The 15,481-nt window shown below is 66.5% G+C and carries 14 protein-coding genes; 5 read left to right on the top strand and 9 right to left on the bottom strand.

Annotated features, from left to right (window positions below):
* Nucleotides 1-17: 17 nt before the first annotated feature.
* Nucleotides 18-212, top strand: coding sequence for a hypothetical protein (locus tag AC13GA_RS16990; RefSeq protein WP_046983651.1), 195 nt, complete (start codon nucleotides 18-20; stop codon nucleotides 210-212).
* Nucleotides 213-512: 300 nt separating this feature from the next.
* On the opposite strand, the gene AC13GA_RS16985 is transcribed toward AC13GA_RS16990, so the two are convergent.
* The 3 genes from AC13GA_RS16985 to AC13GA_RS16975 all read right to left on the bottom strand — a co-directional run bounded on the left by AC13GA_RS16985 (nucleotide 513) and on the right by AC13GA_RS16975 (nucleotide 4,311).
* Nucleotides 513-1,637 carry a prephenate dehydrogenase gene (locus tag AC13GA_RS16985; protein WP_482998587.1) on the bottom strand — a complete coding sequence of 375 codons (1,125 nt, stop codon included), beginning with the start codon at nucleotides 1,635-1,637 and terminating at the stop codon, nucleotides 513-515.
* The gene (pdxY, locus tag AC13GA_RS16980) at nucleotides 1,634-2,542 is read right to left on the bottom strand and encodes a pyridoxal kinase (protein ID WP_337301938.1); all 909 of its coding nucleotides are present in this window, start codon (nucleotides 2,540-2,542) and stop codon (nucleotides 1,634-1,636) included. Before pdxY ends, AC13GA_RS16985 begins: the two co-directional genes overlap by 4 nt.
* 569 nt (nucleotides 2,543-3,111) lie before the next feature.
* A complete protein-coding gene (locus AC13GA_RS16975) occupies nucleotides 3,112-4,311 on the bottom strand; it encodes an MFS transporter (RefSeq protein ID WP_482998586.1) in 1,200 nt (399 codons plus the stop codon).
* A 72-nt stretch (nucleotides 4,312-4,383) separates the two neighbouring features.
* On the opposite strand from AC13GA_RS16975, the gene AC13GA_RS16970 reads away from it, so the two are divergent.
* Nucleotides 4,384-5,181 carry an AraC family transcriptional regulator gene (locus AC13GA_RS16970; RefSeq protein WP_482998585.1) on the top strand — a complete coding sequence of 266 codons (798 nt, stop codon included), beginning with the start codon at nucleotides 4,384-4,386 and terminating at the stop codon, nucleotides 5,179-5,181.
* Between the two features lie 92 nt (nucleotides 5,182-5,273).
* On the opposite strand, the gene dnaJ is transcribed toward AC13GA_RS16970, so the two are convergent.
* The 4 genes from dnaJ to hrcA form a co-directional block, all read right to left on the bottom strand.
* The gene (gene dnaJ / locus AC13GA_RS16965; RefSeq protein WP_004153270.1) at nucleotides 5,274-6,404 is read right to left on the bottom strand and encodes a molecular chaperone DnaJ; all 1,131 of its coding nucleotides are present in this window, start codon (nucleotides 6,402-6,404) and stop codon (nucleotides 5,274-5,276) included.
* A gap of 154 nt (nucleotides 6,405-6,558) precedes the next feature.
* A complete protein-coding gene (gene dnaK, locus AC13GA_RS16960; RefSeq protein WP_012510757.1) occupies nucleotides 6,559-8,484 on the bottom strand; it encodes a molecular chaperone DnaK in 1,926 nt (641 codons plus the stop codon).
* Between the two features lie 181 nt (nucleotides 8,485-8,665).
* Nucleotides 8,666-9,181, bottom strand: a complete 516-nt coding sequence (grpE, locus tag AC13GA_RS16955) for a nucleotide exchange factor GrpE (protein WP_046983364.1) — start codon at nucleotides 9,179-9,181, stop codon at nucleotides 8,666-8,668.
* Nucleotides 9,182-9,244: 63 nt separating this feature from the next.
* Nucleotides 9,245-10,309: a heat-inducible transcriptional repressor HrcA gene (gene hrcA, locus AC13GA_RS16950; RefSeq protein WP_478475234.1), complete on the bottom strand. Its 1,065-nt coding sequence runs from the start codon at nucleotides 10,307-10,309 to the stop codon at nucleotides 9,245-9,247.
* A 114-nt stretch (nucleotides 10,310-10,423) separates the two neighbouring features.
* Here hrcA and recN point away from each other — a divergent pair, with 114 nt between their 5' ends.
* Nucleotides 10,424-12,085 (top strand): DNA repair protein RecN, encoded by a 1,662-nt coding sequence (gene recN / locus AC13GA_RS16945; protein ID WP_482998584.1) that lies wholly within the window; start codon nucleotides 10,424-10,426, stop codon nucleotides 12,083-12,085.
* 124 nt (nucleotides 12,086-12,209) lie between these two features.
* Here recN and AC13GA_RS16940 read toward each other — a convergent pair whose 3' ends face one another.
* Nucleotides 12,210-13,127, bottom strand: a complete 918-nt coding sequence (locus AC13GA_RS16940) for a LysR family transcriptional regulator (RefSeq protein WP_046983367.1) — start codon at nucleotides 13,125-13,127, stop codon at nucleotides 12,210-12,212.
* Nucleotides 13,128-13,224: 97 nt separating this feature from the next.
* Between AC13GA_RS16940 and AC13GA_RS16935 the strand changes: the two genes are divergently transcribed.
* Nucleotides 13,225-14,481 (top strand): SGNH/GDSL hydrolase family protein, encoded by a 1,257-nt coding sequence (locus AC13GA_RS16935; protein WP_482998583.1) that lies wholly within the window; start codon nucleotides 13,225-13,227, stop codon nucleotides 14,479-14,481.
* 63 nt (nucleotides 14,482-14,544) lie between these two features.
* On the opposite strand, the gene fur is transcribed toward AC13GA_RS16935, so the two are convergent.
* Nucleotides 14,545-14,952 carry a ferric iron uptake transcriptional regulator gene (gene fur, locus AC13GA_RS16930; RefSeq protein ID WP_005409235.1) on the bottom strand — a complete coding sequence of 136 codons (408 nt, stop codon included), beginning with the start codon at nucleotides 14,950-14,952 and terminating at the stop codon, nucleotides 14,545-14,547.
* A gap of 103 nt (nucleotides 14,953-15,055) precedes the next feature.
* Here fur and AC13GA_RS16925 point away from each other — a divergent pair, with 103 nt between their 5' ends.
* Nucleotides 15,056-15,448, top strand: a complete 393-nt coding sequence (locus AC13GA_RS16925; protein WP_012510752.1) for an outer membrane protein assembly factor BamE — start codon at nucleotides 15,056-15,058, stop codon at nucleotides 15,446-15,448.
* Nucleotides 15,449-15,481: the final 33 nt, after the last annotated feature.

Here is a 15,481-nt window from a genome sequence, read left to right as displayed (position 1 = left end):
GCTGAAGGAGGTGCACGATGTCGTTCCGACAGTTCCCCGCCGTCGACAGCAATGGCGACAGCCACATCATCATCGAGTTCAAGCCCGAGGCCAATGGCAGCGGGCACAACTCCGAGTCCACGCCGCGCTACGAGCTGGATGATGGACGCCAGCTGGTCCGCAATGGCCGCGAGTTCACCACCAGTGGCGGTGAAGTGCGGCTGACGATCTGAGGTTCGCCGGGCATGGCCCGGCGCTAGCGGATCTCGTATCGCCCCGCCCTGGTACGTGTCGACCTTGGTCGTATCGCCACGCCCTGGTACGTGTCGACCTTGGTCGTATCGCCACGCCCTGGTAGGTGTCGACCTTGGTCGACACGCTTCTTGCCAAGGGTAGTTGGGCATGGCCCGACGCCATAGAAAGCGTGGTGAATTTTTGACCAACCATCTTGACAGCCTTTCCTGGCAAGGGCTGCAGGCGGTTATCCACACCTTTGCTCAGAAACCATCCACACCGCCTGTGGATGAATATGCTCAGCCCAGCAGCCGTCCGATGCCGCTGGCGTCCACCTCGGCCGCCGCCAGTGCGATGGCGGCCGGATCACTTCCCGCCACGAAACCGATACGGAAGTGCACTTCGCCGCTTGGAGTGCGCGAGGAATGGATCGAGGCCAGGCTGATGCGATGCTGCTCGAACACGTTCAGCAGCTCACGCAACGAACCTGGACGATCTTCCGGCAGGTGTACCGACAACGCGTTGCGCTCGGTCAGGTCGGCCAGCAGGTACCCCACCCGTTCAAAGGTGTAGTTGCCAGCGGCCAGCGCCTGCTCACCGAAGGCATTGTGGTTGGCCGACAGCGACTGCTCGCGGAACGCAGCACGCGCAGTGTCGTCGCCCTGCCCGACCTGTACCTGCAGGGCCTGCAACTGGCCCACCAGGCGCTCCAGCATCGGCGCCACGTAGGGATTGCCGAACTGGATGTCCTCGTAGATCGCCGGGTTCAGCGAGAGGATGCGCGAGATGATCGCCGTATCCAGCTCGAACGACGCGGAGCGGTACGGCATCATCGCAGCAAGATCACCCAACTGCGGCTGGTACTGGCGCAGCACGCCGGCCTGGGCCAGATGGGTGGCATGCACCATCGCCTGCACCAGCGCCATCATCTGGTCGTGATGCTGCGGCGTGGCGCGCACGCACTCGGCCTGCAGCGCCGCGCACAACGCGTCGACCCACGGCTGCCAGTGCTGCAGCCGTGCTTCGCAGACCACCATCACCCGGCCCTTCAGCGTCGGCGCCTTGGGCGGAGCAGTCATCGGGTGCAGCCCGACCACTTCGGCCTGCGAGGCCAGCATCGCCTGTACCGGTGCCTCCTTTACCGAAGTCACATCCAGCCACAGGCGGTCCCGCTCGCGACCGGCCGATTGCCGCACGTATTCGGCGATCAGCGCCGGCGTGTGCCGGATCGGTGCCGAGAACACCAGCACATCGGCCTGCGCCAACAGCTGCTCCGGCGTATGCGAGGTTGCATCGGCCGGGTCGTGGCCGATCACCTGCAACTGCATGTGCTGCTGGAAGAAGCGGGTCAACCAGCGCCCATAGGCGCCGGCGCTACCGATGATGCCGACCGTACGCGGCGTGCGTTCCTGCAGGCCGCTCATGCCACGCGTTCGGCGCGGAAGCGCATGCCTTCGGCCAGCGCGGCAGGCGCCGCGGCGATCACGTCGAATTCCTCGAAGCCGTTGTCCAGGGTCGCTTCCAATGCCGCATGAGTACCGGCGATGGCGCGCGAGATCGCCTGCTGCATTGACTCACCGCGCAGCAGGAACGACACCACCAGCGACATCAGCACGTCGCCGGTACCGGCCACGTCCACCGGCAGCAGCGGCGAGGTCCAGCGCCAGGTTTCCTCGCGGCCGACCGCCAAAGTCACCAACTCACCCGGGTTGCCACCCACGCTGTGCGCGATCACCCAGTGCGGACCGCGGTCCAGCAACGTGCGCGCGGCAGCGATGGCGTCAACCTCGGCCAGCGCAGGCATGCCGGTCAGGCGATTCAGTTCGAAGGCATTGGGCGTCACCAGCCAGGCATGCGGCAGCAAGCGTTCGGCGAAGATCGCCTCCAGGCCCGGTTCCACGTAGGGCCCGGTATGGGTATCGCCGATCACCGGGTCCAGGCAGTAGCGCAGTTGCGGGCAGGCCGGCAGGATTTCATCCAGCCAATCGGCGAACGCGGCGCCATTGGCCGTGCTGCCGAAGTAGCCGGATACCAGCATCTTCGCCCGCTGCGGCAGGCCGCGTTCGCGGGTGCCGAGCAGCAGATCGGCGAACCAGTCGGCGGGCAGCACGCGGCCGCGGGTGGTGTCGTAGAACGGCGCATTGCTGAGCAGCACGGTCGGGATCTCCGCCACGCGCACGCCCAGTGCACGCATCGGCGGCAGCGCGGCGCTGTTGCCGGCGTGGCCGTAGACAAGTTGCGACTGGACCGAGATGACATCGATCGGCGAGGGCCCGTCCGGCCGCTGGCGGCGGCCGTGGACCAGGTGGTTATCAAGGGATTCGCTCATGCCCGCATTCTACGCCCAAGGGGGTTTTCGGCAGGGCTTGCAGCCCTGCACCTGCTTACAGGCCAGATCAACGTCAAAGGCAACAACCGGCTCTGGTCTGTCTGCGTATTTGGCGGGGCGGTGTGGGATGGCAGGACACGCCGTAAACCCATCCATGGGGGCTCGATGGCGCCATCCATGGCGCCAACGGTCCTGCCATCCCACACCGCCCCACCCCGACAGATTCCCGCGGCGGCTGGCAACTAAGACGGTTGGTACGCTCGGCTGTTGGTAGGTGTCGACCTTGGTCGACACATCTGTCAGATATCGAACGAATTCATCTGTGTCGACCAAGGTCGACACCTACAGGCGCCGGACGAAGTTCCGACAGATCGCGGAAAACTGTCGAAGGCGGGGTGGGTCCGGTTGAGGGGGCGTGAGCCGCATGGATGCGGCGACCGAGCTTACATGGACGTACTTGCAGCGTCCCCCTCAACCGGACCCACCACGCCAACCCACGGATAGCCCGCTTCTGCTGTTGACGTTGCCTCTGCGGGTGCAGGGCTGCAAGCCCTGCAAACTAAAACCCCTCAGTGAACAACAGGCCGCGAAGGTGGCAGCCACGCCGCGACAATGCCGAGCAGCGGCAGGAACGCAGTCAGCTGGTAGACATACTCAATGCTGGTCTTGTCCGCCAGCAGGCCCAGCACGGCCGCCCCCAGCCCGCCCATGCCGAACGCGAAGCCGAAGAACAGCCCCGACACCATGCCGATACGGTGCGGCATCATCTCCTGCGCATACACCACGATGGCCGAGAACGCCGAGGACAGCACAAAGCCGATCAGCACCGCCAGCACCGTGGTCCACAGCAGGTCGGCATGCGGCAGCATCAACGCGAACGGCGCCACGCCGAGGATCGAGGTCCAGATGATCGGCTTGCGGCCGATGCGGTCACCCAGTGGGCCACCGAGGAATCCGCCGGCGGCGGAGGCCACCAGGAAGGCGAACAGGTGCAGCTGCGCCTGCGCCACCGGAATGCCGAAGTGGTGGATCAGGTAGAAGGTGAAGTAACTGCCGATGCTGGCCATGTAGAAGTACTTGCTGAAGATCAGCACGAGCAGGATCACCAGCACCCTGGCCACGGTGCGCGGCGGATGGCGCGGGGCCATCGACGCGGTGCTGGCCGGACGCGGTGTACCCAGGTGCAGCGCGTACCAGCGACCGACATAGGTCAGCAATGCAATGCCGATCAGGGCGGCGCCGGCAAACCACGATGCGGCATGCTGGCCATACGGCACGATCACCGCGGCGGCAATCAACGGGCCCAGCGCGGTACCGAAGTTGCCGCCGACCTGGAACACCGACTGCGCGAAACCATGGCGACCGCCCGAGGCCAGCCGCGCGATGCGCGAGGCTTCCGGGTGGAAGATGGCCGAACCAATGCCGACCATCGCCGCCGCCAGCAGCACCATCGTGTAGTTCGGCGCGAAGCCGAGCAGCAGCATGCCGCACAGGGTCGAGGCCATGCCGATCGGCAGCGAATACGGCGCCGGACGGCGATCGGTGGCGATGCCGATCAGCGGCTGGAAGATCGATGCGGTGAGCTGGTAGGTCAGCGTGATCAGGCCGATCTGGGTGAAGCTGAGATTGAAGCCACCCTTGATCACCGGATAGATGGCCAGGATCAGCGACTGCATCATGTCGTTGACGACATGCGAGGTAGAAATGGCGGCCAACACGCCGGGAGCCACCGGGCGTGAGGTCGTTTTGGGGGAAGCCAGGGTCGACATGGACACAGTCAGGTTGGGGGCGAGCCACGCATGCTACGGTTGCACCGCCCTCCCTTCTGCCGCGTTCTGGTCATGGCCTATCGCAAAAAGGACATCCCCTGCCCGGTCCGCGAAACCGCTCCCTGGCGGGAGGTGCCGATACAACGACCGGTGACCTGCCGTGCCCGCCATTACCAGGCCGGCACGCATATCTCGCCGCACAAGCACCGTCGCCACCAGTTGGTCTATGCGCAGTCCGGGTTGATGGTGGTGCGCTCGGAAGTCGGCCGCTGGGTAGTGCCTTCCACCCGTGCGATCTGGGTGCCTGCCGGCATTGCCCATGCGGTCGACTGCATTGCCGAGGTACACATGCGCAGCCTGTATGTGGAGCCGGAGTTCGCGCCACACCTGCCTGCCGAAGCTTTCGCGATACAGGTGGCCCCCCTGCTGCGCGAACTGCTGTTGGCTGCCAGCCTGATCGAGGGCACGCACGAGGACGACAGCCGCGATGGCCGTGTGGTGCGCCTGCTGCTGGACGAACTGCGGCGGATGGATGCGCTGCCGCTGCACCTGCCGGAACCGTCCGATCCCCGCCTGCTGAAGATCTGCCTGCACATCCAGAAGCATCCTGCGGATGACGCAACGTTGCAGGACTGGGCGCAGGCACTGGCGGTGGACGTGAAAACCATCCAGCGTCATTTCGCCAGCGAATTGGGCATGACCTTTGGCCAGTGGCGGCAGCAGGCACGGCTGCTGGCAGCAATGGAACGGCTGGCGCTCGGCGAAAAGGTCATCGATGTCGCACTGGCGATGGGCTATGACAGCCCGAGTGCATTCACCAGCATGTTCAAGCGCCAGCTCGGGCAGACGCCGGCGGCGTTTTTCCGGTAGCGCCGGGCCATGCCCGGCGGCGGCAGTGCGGCACCACAAACGAAAACGCCGGGCACGGCCCGGCGCTACCGTTCAACGTTTCCGTTGAAGACTCAGGACGTCATCCGGTCCCAGAAGCCCTTCACGCCATCGATGAAGGTCGCCGACTTCGGCGAGTGCTTGCGCGCATCCTCACCGTTGAAGGTCGCTTCAAACTGCTCCAGCAGCTTGCGCTGATCGTTGGTGAGGTTGACCGGGGTCTCCACCACCACACGGCAGTACAGGTCGCCTTCGCTGCGGCTGCGCACCGAACGCACGCCCTTGCCGCGCAGGCGGAACAGCTTGCCGGTCTGGGTCTCGGCCGGGATGCGGATTTCCGCTTCACCGCCAAGGGTTGCCACACGCACGGTGTCGCCCAGCGCAGCCTGCGAGATGCGGATCGGCACTTCGCAGTGCAGGTCGTCGCCATCGCGCTGGAAGATCGCGTGCTCGCGTACCCGCACTTCCACGTACAGATCGCCTGGCGGCGTACCGGCCGGGCCGGCCTCGCCTTCGCCCGACAAACGGATGCGGTCGCCGGTATCCACGCCCGCCGGCACCTTCACCGACAGCACCTTGTCTTCCTCGACACGGCCGTTGCCGTGGCAGGTCTTGCAGGGCTTGGCGATGATCTGGCCGCGGCCGCCGCAGTTGTGGCAGGCCTGCTGCATGGCGAAGATGCCGCGCTGGATGCGCACCTGGCCGCGACCATGGCAGACGTTGCAGGTCTCGACCTTGCCGTCTTCGGAGCCGCTGCCATCGCAGTCGCCACATTCGGCCAGGGTTGGAATTTCGATGCGGCGCTCGACGCCACGCACCGCTTCTTCCAGGTCCAGCTCCATCACGTAACCGATATCGGCACCACGGCGGGCCTGGCGCGGGCCACCGCCGCCTGCACCACCAAAGATGTTGCCGAAGATGTCGCCGAAAATATCGTTCATGTCCGGGCCGCCCGGACCGCCGCCACCGCCCATGCCGTGCTCGAACGCGGCGTGGCCGTGGCTGTCGTACATGCGGCGCTTGTTGCCGTCGGACAGCACTTCGTAGGCTTCCTTGCACTCCTTGAAGGATGCTTCGGCCGCCGCATCACCCGGGTTGCGGTCCGGGTGGAACTTCATCGCACAACGGCGGTAGGCCTTCTTCAGCTCTTCGTCGTTGGCAGTGCGGGCAACGCCCAGCACTTCGTAGTAATCGCGCTTGCTCATATCGTGGATCGCATTCCGGAAAGTCGGGATTCGTCAAAGCGGAAGAGCGGAACCAGGTCCGCTCTTGCGTCGGGCGCCCCGACACGCCAGAGGGCGGTCAGGACCCTGGTACGACAACGGGACGCTGGCAGGCAGCGTCCCGCGTCGGTCCGGATCAGGACTTCTTGTCGTCCTTGACTTCGGTGAACTCGGCATCCACCACGTCATCCTGCGCCTTGCCCGCATTGCCGGCGTCGGCGCCCGGGGCGGCACCGCCCTGCTCGGCCGAAGCAGCGGCGAACAGCGACTGGCCAGCTTCCTCCAGCACCTTCGACTTGGCTTCGATCTGCGCCTTGTCGTCACCCTTCATCGCGGTTTCCAGGTCAGCCAGGGCCGCTTCCACCTTGCCGATGACATCGCCGCCAACCTTGCTGCCGTGCTCGGTGATGGCGCTGCGGGTGCCGTGGATCAGGGCGTCGGCCTGGTTGCGGGCCTGCACCAGTTCCTGGAACTTCTTGTCTTCTTCGCGGTTGGCTTCCGCATCGGCGACCATGCGCGCGATCTCTTCCTCGGACAGGCCCGAACCGGCCTTGATCTCGACCTTCTGTTCCTTGTTGGTCTTCTTGTCCTTGGCCGACACGTGCAGGATGCCGTTGGCGTCGATGTCGAAGGACACTTCCACCTGCGGCAGGCCACGCGGGGCCGGCTCGATGCCGGACAGGTCGAACTTGGCCAGCGACTTGTTGAAGCGGGCCTGTTCGCGCTCACCCTGCAGCACGTGCACGGTCACCGCCGACTGGTTGTCCTCGGCGGTGGAGAACACCTGCGAGGCCTTGGTCGGGATGGTGGTGTTCTTTTCGATGATCTTGGTGAACACACCGCCCATGGTTTCGATACCCAGCGACAGCGGGGTCACGTCCAGCAGCAGCACGTCCTTGACGTCGCCGCCCAGCACGCCGCCCTGGATCGCAGCACCCAGTGCCACGGCTTCGTCCGGGTTGACGTCCTTGCGCGGTTCCTTGCCGAAGAACTCGGTCACCGCCTGCTGCACCTTCGGCATGCGGGTCTGGCCGCCGACCAGGATCACTTCGCTGATGTCGCTCGAACGCAGGCCGGCATCGTTCAGGGCGACGCGGCACGGCTCGATCGACTTCCTGATCAGCTCTTCCACCAGCGACTCCAGCTTGGCGCGGGTCAACTTGATGTTCAGGTGCTTCGGACCCGACGCGTCAGCGGTGACGTACGGCAGGTTCACTTCGGTCTGCTGGGCGCTGGACAGCTCGATCTTGGCGCGCTCGGCAGCATCCTTCAGGCGCTGCAGGGCCAGCGGATCCTTGCGCAGGTCGATGCCCTGGTCCTTGTTGAACTCTTCAACCAGGTACTCGATGACGCGGTTGTCGAAATCTTCGCCGCCCAGGAAGGTGTCACCGTTGGTGGCCAACACTTCGAACTGCTTTTCACCATCGACGTTGGCGATCTCGATCACCGAAACGTCGAAGGTGCCGCCGCCCAGGTCGTACACCACGATCTTGCGATCCTTGTTGTCGCCCTTGTCCAGGCCATAGGCCAGCGCGGCCGCGGTCGGCTCGTTGATGATGCGCTTGACGTCCAGGCCGGCGATGCGGCCAGCGTCCTTGGTTGCCTGGCGCTGGCTGTCGTTGAAGTAGGCCGGCACGGTGATGACCGCTTCGGTGACCTTCTCACCGAGGAAGTCCTCGGCGGTCTTCTTCATCTTCTCCAGCACCTTGGCCGAGATTTCCTGCGGTGCCATCTTCTTGGCATCGCTGGTGGCCACCCAGGCATCGCCATTGTCATGGGCCAGGATGCTGTACGGGACGTGCGCGATGTCCTTCTGCACTTCGGCGTCGGTGAACTTGCGGCCGATCAGGCGCTTTACCGCGTAGAAGGTGTTCTTGGGGTTGGTGACGGCCTGGCGCTTGGCCGAGGCACCCACCAGGACTTCGCCGTCCTTGGTGTAGGCGACGATCGACGGAGTGGTGCGATCGCCTTCCGAATTCTCGATGACGCGGGCCTTGCCGCCGTCCATGATCGCCACGCACGAGTTGGTGGTGCCGAGGTCGATACCAATGATCTTGCCCATGGGGGAGACTCCTGAAGAATGCTGTTTAGGTCAGTCCGGCCGTTCGGCCGGTGGATGAATACGAAGTGGGGGAGGCCCGTGGAACATTCAAGCCATCCTCCGAACGCTGTGTTTCCGGTTGTCCGGCGCGTTCAGCGTCGGGTCGGGCGCGGGCCGTGCCCGCCTCCCGGCCCCGCGGGGGTCAGTCGGCCGCCACCACCACCAGCGCCGGCCGCAGCAGGCGCTCGTTGAGCAGGTAGCCCTTCTGGAACACGGTCACCACGCTGCCCGGGGCGGCACCCGGAGTCGGCACCTGGCTGATGGCCTGGTGATGCTCCGGATTGAACGGCTGGCCGGTCGGGTCCAGCAGGACCAGGCCGTTGTCGCCGGCGACCTTCAGCAGCTGCCGGTAGGTCAGCTCCAGGCCTTCACGCAGCGGATGGGCATCATCGCCGGCGGCCTTCAGGCCGGCATCCAGGCTGTCGAACACCGGCAGCAGCTCGCCCAGCAGCTTCTCGTTGGCGAACTTGCGGGCCTGCTCGATGTCGCGGGCAACGCGCTTGCGCTGGTTCTCGAGGTCGGCGCGTTCGCGCAGTACATCGGCCTTGACCTGCTCAAGCTCGGCGCGCAGGCGCTCCACTTCGTCGTTCACGCCGGCGGCGGCGGCCGCATCGGCGGCACTCTGCTGGGATTCGATATCTGGATGTTCGTGGTTCATGTCTGGGTCCCTGGCGGTCAATCTCCGCCTCCACCCACCCTAGTGTGGGCGGGATGCTGCGTTTCAAGCGTCGGATGTTCCGGGAGTACGCCCGGCCGGTGAAAAGGCCGCGCCGAGCACATCGGCGGTGGCCTGGACCAGCGGGATCATGCGGTCGTAGGCCATCCGCTTGGGCCCGATCACGCCCAGCACGCCCAGCACCTGGCCATTGGCGGTGTACGGGGCGGTGACCAGCGAGACGCCCTGCAGCGGCATCATCCCTGTCTCCTCACCGATGAAGATGCGCACGCCCGGGGCCTGGATGGTGCGCTCCAGCAGCTGCAGGATCTCGCGTTTGCTGGAAAACAGCTCGAACAGCTCACGCAGTCGCTCCAGGTCGGACAGGTCCTGTACTCCCATCAGCCGGGTCTGGCCGGCCACCAGCATGTCGTCGGCCGGCGGCTGCAGCGCCTGCTCGGCCAGCTCGATGCTGCGCGCCAGCAGCTGCTCCAGCTCCGAGCGGGCGTCGCGCAGCTCCAGCAGCAGGCGGGTACGGATCTCGGCCATCGGCAGGCCGGCGAAATGGGCATTGAGGTAGTTGGCGACCTGCTCCAGCTGGCCTGGCGCGAAGTCCTGACGGGTCTCGATGACGCGGTTCTGCACCTCGTTGTCGGCGAACACCAGGATCGCCAGCACCCGGCGTCCATCCAGCGCCACGAAATCGATCTGGCGGAAGGCGAACTGCTCGCGCCGTGGCGCGCTGACCACGCCGACGAAATGGCTCATCGCCGACAGCAGTTCCGAGGCGCTGCCGAGCAGGGCCTGGGTGCTGCCGCCGCCCGCCAGCTCCTGACGCAGGCGGGCCAGCTCGCCCTCACCCGGCGGCTGCATCTGCAGCAGGCTGTCGACGAACACCCGGTAGCCATGCGCGGTCGGGACGCGCCCGGCCGAGGTATGCGGCGACGCCAGCAGCCCCAGGTCTTCGAGGTCGCCAAGGATGTTGCGGATGGTGGCCGGGCTGACCTCCAAGCCGGCCACGCGCGCCAGCGTCTGCGAGCCGACCGGCTCGCCGTCCTGGATGTAACGCGCGATCAGCGTGCGCAGCAGATGGCGCGCACGCGGGGCAAGCTGGTCGGGAGAACCGTGCATGGAATCAACCTGTGAGACACGGACACTAGATAATGGCGGCGCATCACCTTGGCAAGTCATTGGACCTCCCTCGCCCACGTGCTAGCGTTGCGCGGCTGCTGATACCCCTTACCCATGCTCAGACATCTTTCGATCAAGGATTTTGCCGTTGTCCGCGCCACCGAACTGGAGTTCGGGCCCGGCATGACGGTCGTTTCAGGCGAGACCGGCGCCGGCAAGTCGCTGATGGTCGACGCCCTGGGCTTCCTGTCCGGCCTCCGCGCCGACAGTGGCGTGGTCCGCCACGGTGCCGCGCGCGCCGAGCTTTCCGCCGAATTCGCGCTGGACCAGCTGCAGGCCGCACGCCAGTGGCTGGCCGACAACGAGCTGGACGATGAGGAACAGTGCCAGCTGCGGCGGGTGATCCGCGCCGATGGCGGTTCACGTTCGTGGATCAACGGCCGCCCGGTGACGCTGGCACAGCTGGCGGACCTGGCCGGATTGCTGGTCGAAATCCATGGCCAGCATGAGCAGCAGGCCCTGCTGACGCGTCCGTCGCAGCTGGCCCTGCTCGACGCCTATGCCCGCAACGAGGACGAGCGCCGCCAGGTGCGCCGTGCCGCCGCCGCCTGGCAGACGCTGGTCGACGAATCGCTTGCCCTGTCGCAACAGGGCGACGTCAGTGACCGGATCGGCTTCCTCGAACACCAGCTGCGCGAGCTCGACCGCGAGGACCTGGAGCCGGAGTCGATCACCGCACTCGGCGCCAGCCACCGCCGCCAGGCCCATGCCAGCGCCCTGTTGAGCGCCTGCCAGGCGGCCAGCAACCAGCTCAACGGCGACGACGGCAGTTCCGCGCTGGACCTGCTGCAACAGGTCCGCCACGAGCTGTCGAGGCTGATCGAGCACGACCCGCGCCTGGGCGAGGTGGACGGCCTGATCGAGAACGCCTCGATCCAGCTCCACGAAGCCCTGTCGCTGCTGGACCGGGTGCACGATGACCTCGACGCCGACCCCGAGCAGTTCGAGGAGAACGAGCGTCGCCTCGGCCGCCTGCACGACCTGGCCCGAAAGCACCGCGTGCCGATGGACGAGCTCGGCGCGCAGCGCGAGCGCATGCATGCCGAAGTGGAACAGCTGCGTGGCGCCGACGAGCGCCTGCAGCGCCTGGCCGGCGAGATCGACAAGGCCGCCGCCGCCTGGCGCGTACAGGCCGACGTACTGTCCGCCAGCCGCCGCAGCGCTGCTGCCGAACTGTCGGCCACCACCACCGGCATTATTGCCGAGCTGGGCATGGGCGGCGGCCAGTTCCTGATCGAGCTGGAGCCGCAGGACGCCGGCAAGCCCGATCCGCAGGGTGCCGAACGCGTGGAATTCCTGGTCGCGGCCAACGCCGGCCAACCGCCGCGCGCGCTGCGCAAGGTGGCCTCCGGCGGTGAACTGTCGCGCATCTCGCTGGCCATCGAAGTGGCCGCGCTGGACCTGGATGCGGTGCCGACCATGGTGTTCGACGAAGTCGACTCCGGCATCGGCGGCGCGGTGGCTGACATCGTCGGGCAGAAGCTGCGTGCGCTTGGCGAGAAGCGCCAGGTTCTGTGCGTGACCCACCTGCCGCAGGTCGCCTCGAAGGGCCATGCGCACTACCGGGTCAGCAAGGCGCCGGTGGAAGGCATGACCCAGAGCGCAGTGGAAAAGCTGGACAGCAAGGCGCGCGAAGAAGAACTGGCACGCATGCTCGGCGGCGTGGAAGTGAGCAAGGAAGCGCGCGCCGCCGCACGCAAGCTGCTGCAGGTCTGAGGCCCGCTTTTGTAGCGTCGGGCCATGCTCGACTTCCGCACGGTAGTGCCGGCCGCTGGCCGGCACCCCGACGCGGTTGGGCGAAGATCGTAAGGTTGCCGGCCAACGGCCGGCACTACCAGGCTCACCCCAACGGCCGCGCCAGATCCACCGTTTCCACCAGGAAATCGAGGAACGCGCGTACGCGTAGCGGCAGGTAACCGCCCTGCCCCAGGAACACTGCGTGCACCTCTTCGAGGTCACCGGGATTGGCCGCTTCCAGCACCGGCAACAGGCGTCCGGCAGCGATGTCCTCCTGCACCTGATAGGTCGCCAGTCGCGCCATGCCCAAGCCCCCCAGCACCAGCTGACGCAGTGCATTGCCGTTGCTGGCGCGGGCATTGCCGCTGGGCAGCAGCATCCGCTCGCGCCCTTCCTGCAGCAATGGCCAGCCCTGCATCGCACGCGCATGGCCGATGTCCAGACGGTTGTGCGACAGCAGCTCTTCAGCGTTGCGCGGCAGGCCGTGCCGCTGCGCATAGGCCGGTGCGGCCACGATCATCATCCGCGTTGCGCCCAGCCGTCGCGCGACCAGGCTGGAACTCTTCAGTGGGCCGGCGCGCACGGCCACGTCGGTGCGCTGCTCGAGCAGGTCGATCACCTCGTCATTCAAGGTCAGGTCCACCCCGACCTGCGGGTTGCGCTCGAGGAACGCCGGCAGCAGCGGCAACAGGAAATGCTGGCCGAACGGCACGTTGGAATTGACCCGCAGCCGTCCGCGCGGCTCGGCATGCGCGCTGGCGCAACGCTCGGCCTCCTCCAGGTCGGCGAGCACGCGCAGGCCACGCTCATAGAACGCGCAGCCCTCCGGGGTCAGCTGCAGCTGGCGGGTGGAACGCTGCAGCAGGCGCGTGCCCAGCCGCTGCTCCAGCCGTGCCACCAGCTTGCTGACTGCCGACGGCGTCATGTCCAGCGTACGGGCGGCGGCGGAAAAGCCACCGGTCTCGATCACCCGCACGAACACTTCCAGTTCGCCGGATCGGTTGATGTCGGGTCGTGCCATGGCTATGAATACAGTTCACAGATGATTATCCATGCGCAGTCTAGTTCACAGATCACTGCGGAATCACCATGGCGCTCCCTCCTCCCGGGATTGCCCGATGAACCGCTTCAGCCAGCTCACCGCCGCCGCGTTGATCACCCTGTCCGGCGCTGCCAGCGCCGCCCCTGCCCCGCACTGGGTCGCCAGCTGGCAGGCCAGCCCGCAGTGGGTGTGGGGCGCGGATTTCCTGTTTCCCACCCTTATTCCGGCCGAGCTGCATGACCAGACCTTCCGCCAGACCGCGCGTATCAGCCTGGGCGGCCCTCGGCTGCGGGTGCGACTGAGCAATGCCTACGGCACCCAGCCGCTGCGGATCGGAGCGGCGAGTGTGGCGGCACAGGCAGGCGCAACGCCGCAGCCACTCCGTTTCGACGGCCAGCCCGGCGTGCTGATCGCCCCCGGCCAGGAACGGCTGAGCGATCCTCTGCCACTGGCCACCAAACACCGCCAGGCCCTGCAGGTCAGCGTCTACGTGCCCGGACCAATCCCGTTGCAGACCTTCCATTGGGACGGCCGCCAGACCAGCTGGATCGCCGAAGGCGACCAGAGCCGAACCCTCGACCTGCAGCGGGCCAGCCCCAGCACTGCCCGGTTGTTCCTGACCGGCATCGAGGTCGAGGCGGCGGCCAGCGCGCGCAGCGTGGTGGTGATCGGCGATTCAATCACCGACGGCGCTACCGCCACCCTCGACCAGGACCAGCGCTGGACCGACCATCTGGCGGCGCGCCTGGCACCGCAAGGCGTGGCCGTGGTCAACGCCGGCATCTCCGGTGGCCGGTTGCTGCGCGACGGGATGGGGGACGCCGCCCTCAGTCGCTTCCAGCGTGACGCGCTGGACCAAGCGGGCGTGGCCAGCGTGATCGTGCTGATCGGCATCAACGACATCAGCTGGCCCGGCACCGCCTTCGCCCGGAACCAGGTGCGGCCAACGCTGGCCGAACTGCAGGCTGGCTATCGCGCCTTGGCCGACCAGGCCCGTGGCCGGGGCCTGCGCATTCTGGTTGCCACCCTGACGCCGTTCGCCGGCGCCCTGCCCGGCACGCCGCTGGACGACTACTACCAGCCGGAAAAAGAAGCGCTGCGCCAGCAGCTCAATGCCTGGCTGCGTACCGGGAGCCCGTTCGATGCGGTGATCGATCTGGATGCCGCCCTGCGCGACCCGGCGGATCCGTCACGGATGGCTGCCGCCTATGACTCCGGCGACCACCTGCACCCGGGCGATGCGGGCAACCAGGCGATGGCCGAGGCGGTGGATCTGGACGCCGTGCTGGGCAGGCCGGGGTCGGATCCCCTTCCCGCAGGGAAAGGGCGCTGACCCCATCAACGAAAAACCCCGGGCAGGCCCGGGGTCTTGTCGCATCCAGCTGGCCGGAACGGCTTACTTGCGCTTCTTGCGCACGTACAGCACCAGCGAGTGCTCTTCCAGCTCGTAGCCGTGGTCGGCTGCGATCTTGCGCTGCAGCTCCTCGATCTCGTGGCTTTCGAACTCGATGATCTTGCCGCTGTCCACGTCGACCATATGGTCATGGTGGCCACCACGGTCCAGCTCGTAGACGGCCTGGCCGCCTTCGAAATTGTGCTTGAGCACGAGGCCGGCGGCCTCGAACTGGGTCAGCACCCGGTACACCGTGGCAAGGCCGATCTCGTCGCCGTGCTCGAGGAGCTGGCGGTAGATATCTTCGGCGGTCATGTGGTGCTGGGCGTTGCGCTGCTCGAGCAGCGCCAGGATCCGCATCCGCGGATGGGTCACCTTCAGGCCGACTTTACGCAGGTCGTGGGTTTCCATAGGTCTCCGTTCATTGGCGATTTAGCGCCAGCTGCCTCGGATTGGGTCGCGGTGGCACGCCGGGAGTGTATCATCGGTTTGATTTCCCCAACCGCCAGTCCCGATGCGCAATCTCCTGTTGGTCGCCGCCGTCGCCCTGTCCACCACCGGGTGCGGCATCATCTACAAGCAACCCATCTATCAGGGCAACCTGATCCGGGAAGATGCCGTGGCCAAGCTGCAGGTCGGGCAAAGCAAGCAGCAGGTCACCGCGCTGCTGGGCACCCCGTCCATTCCCGACCCGTTCCATGCGCAGCGCTGGGACTACACCGCCAGCCAGCGCGTGAACCGCCTCGGCCGTACCGAGGTGAAGAACTTCACCGTGTTCTTCGAGAACGACAACGTGACCCGCTGGGAAGGCGAGTACTTCCCGGGCAACGACAAGGCCCTGGCCCAGCAGACCGTCCGCCAGTTCGGCCGCAACCTGCCGAAGGACAAGAAAAAGAAGGGCCGCTGAGGCCCCCTGCCCGTCCACTCGGACGGGTTGCGG

The organism is Stenotrophomonas sp. 22DLJC03, assembly GCF_056861405.1.
Note: the sequence above shows the minus strand (reverse complement) of the source record. Positions and strands in the feature narration are given on the sequence as shown.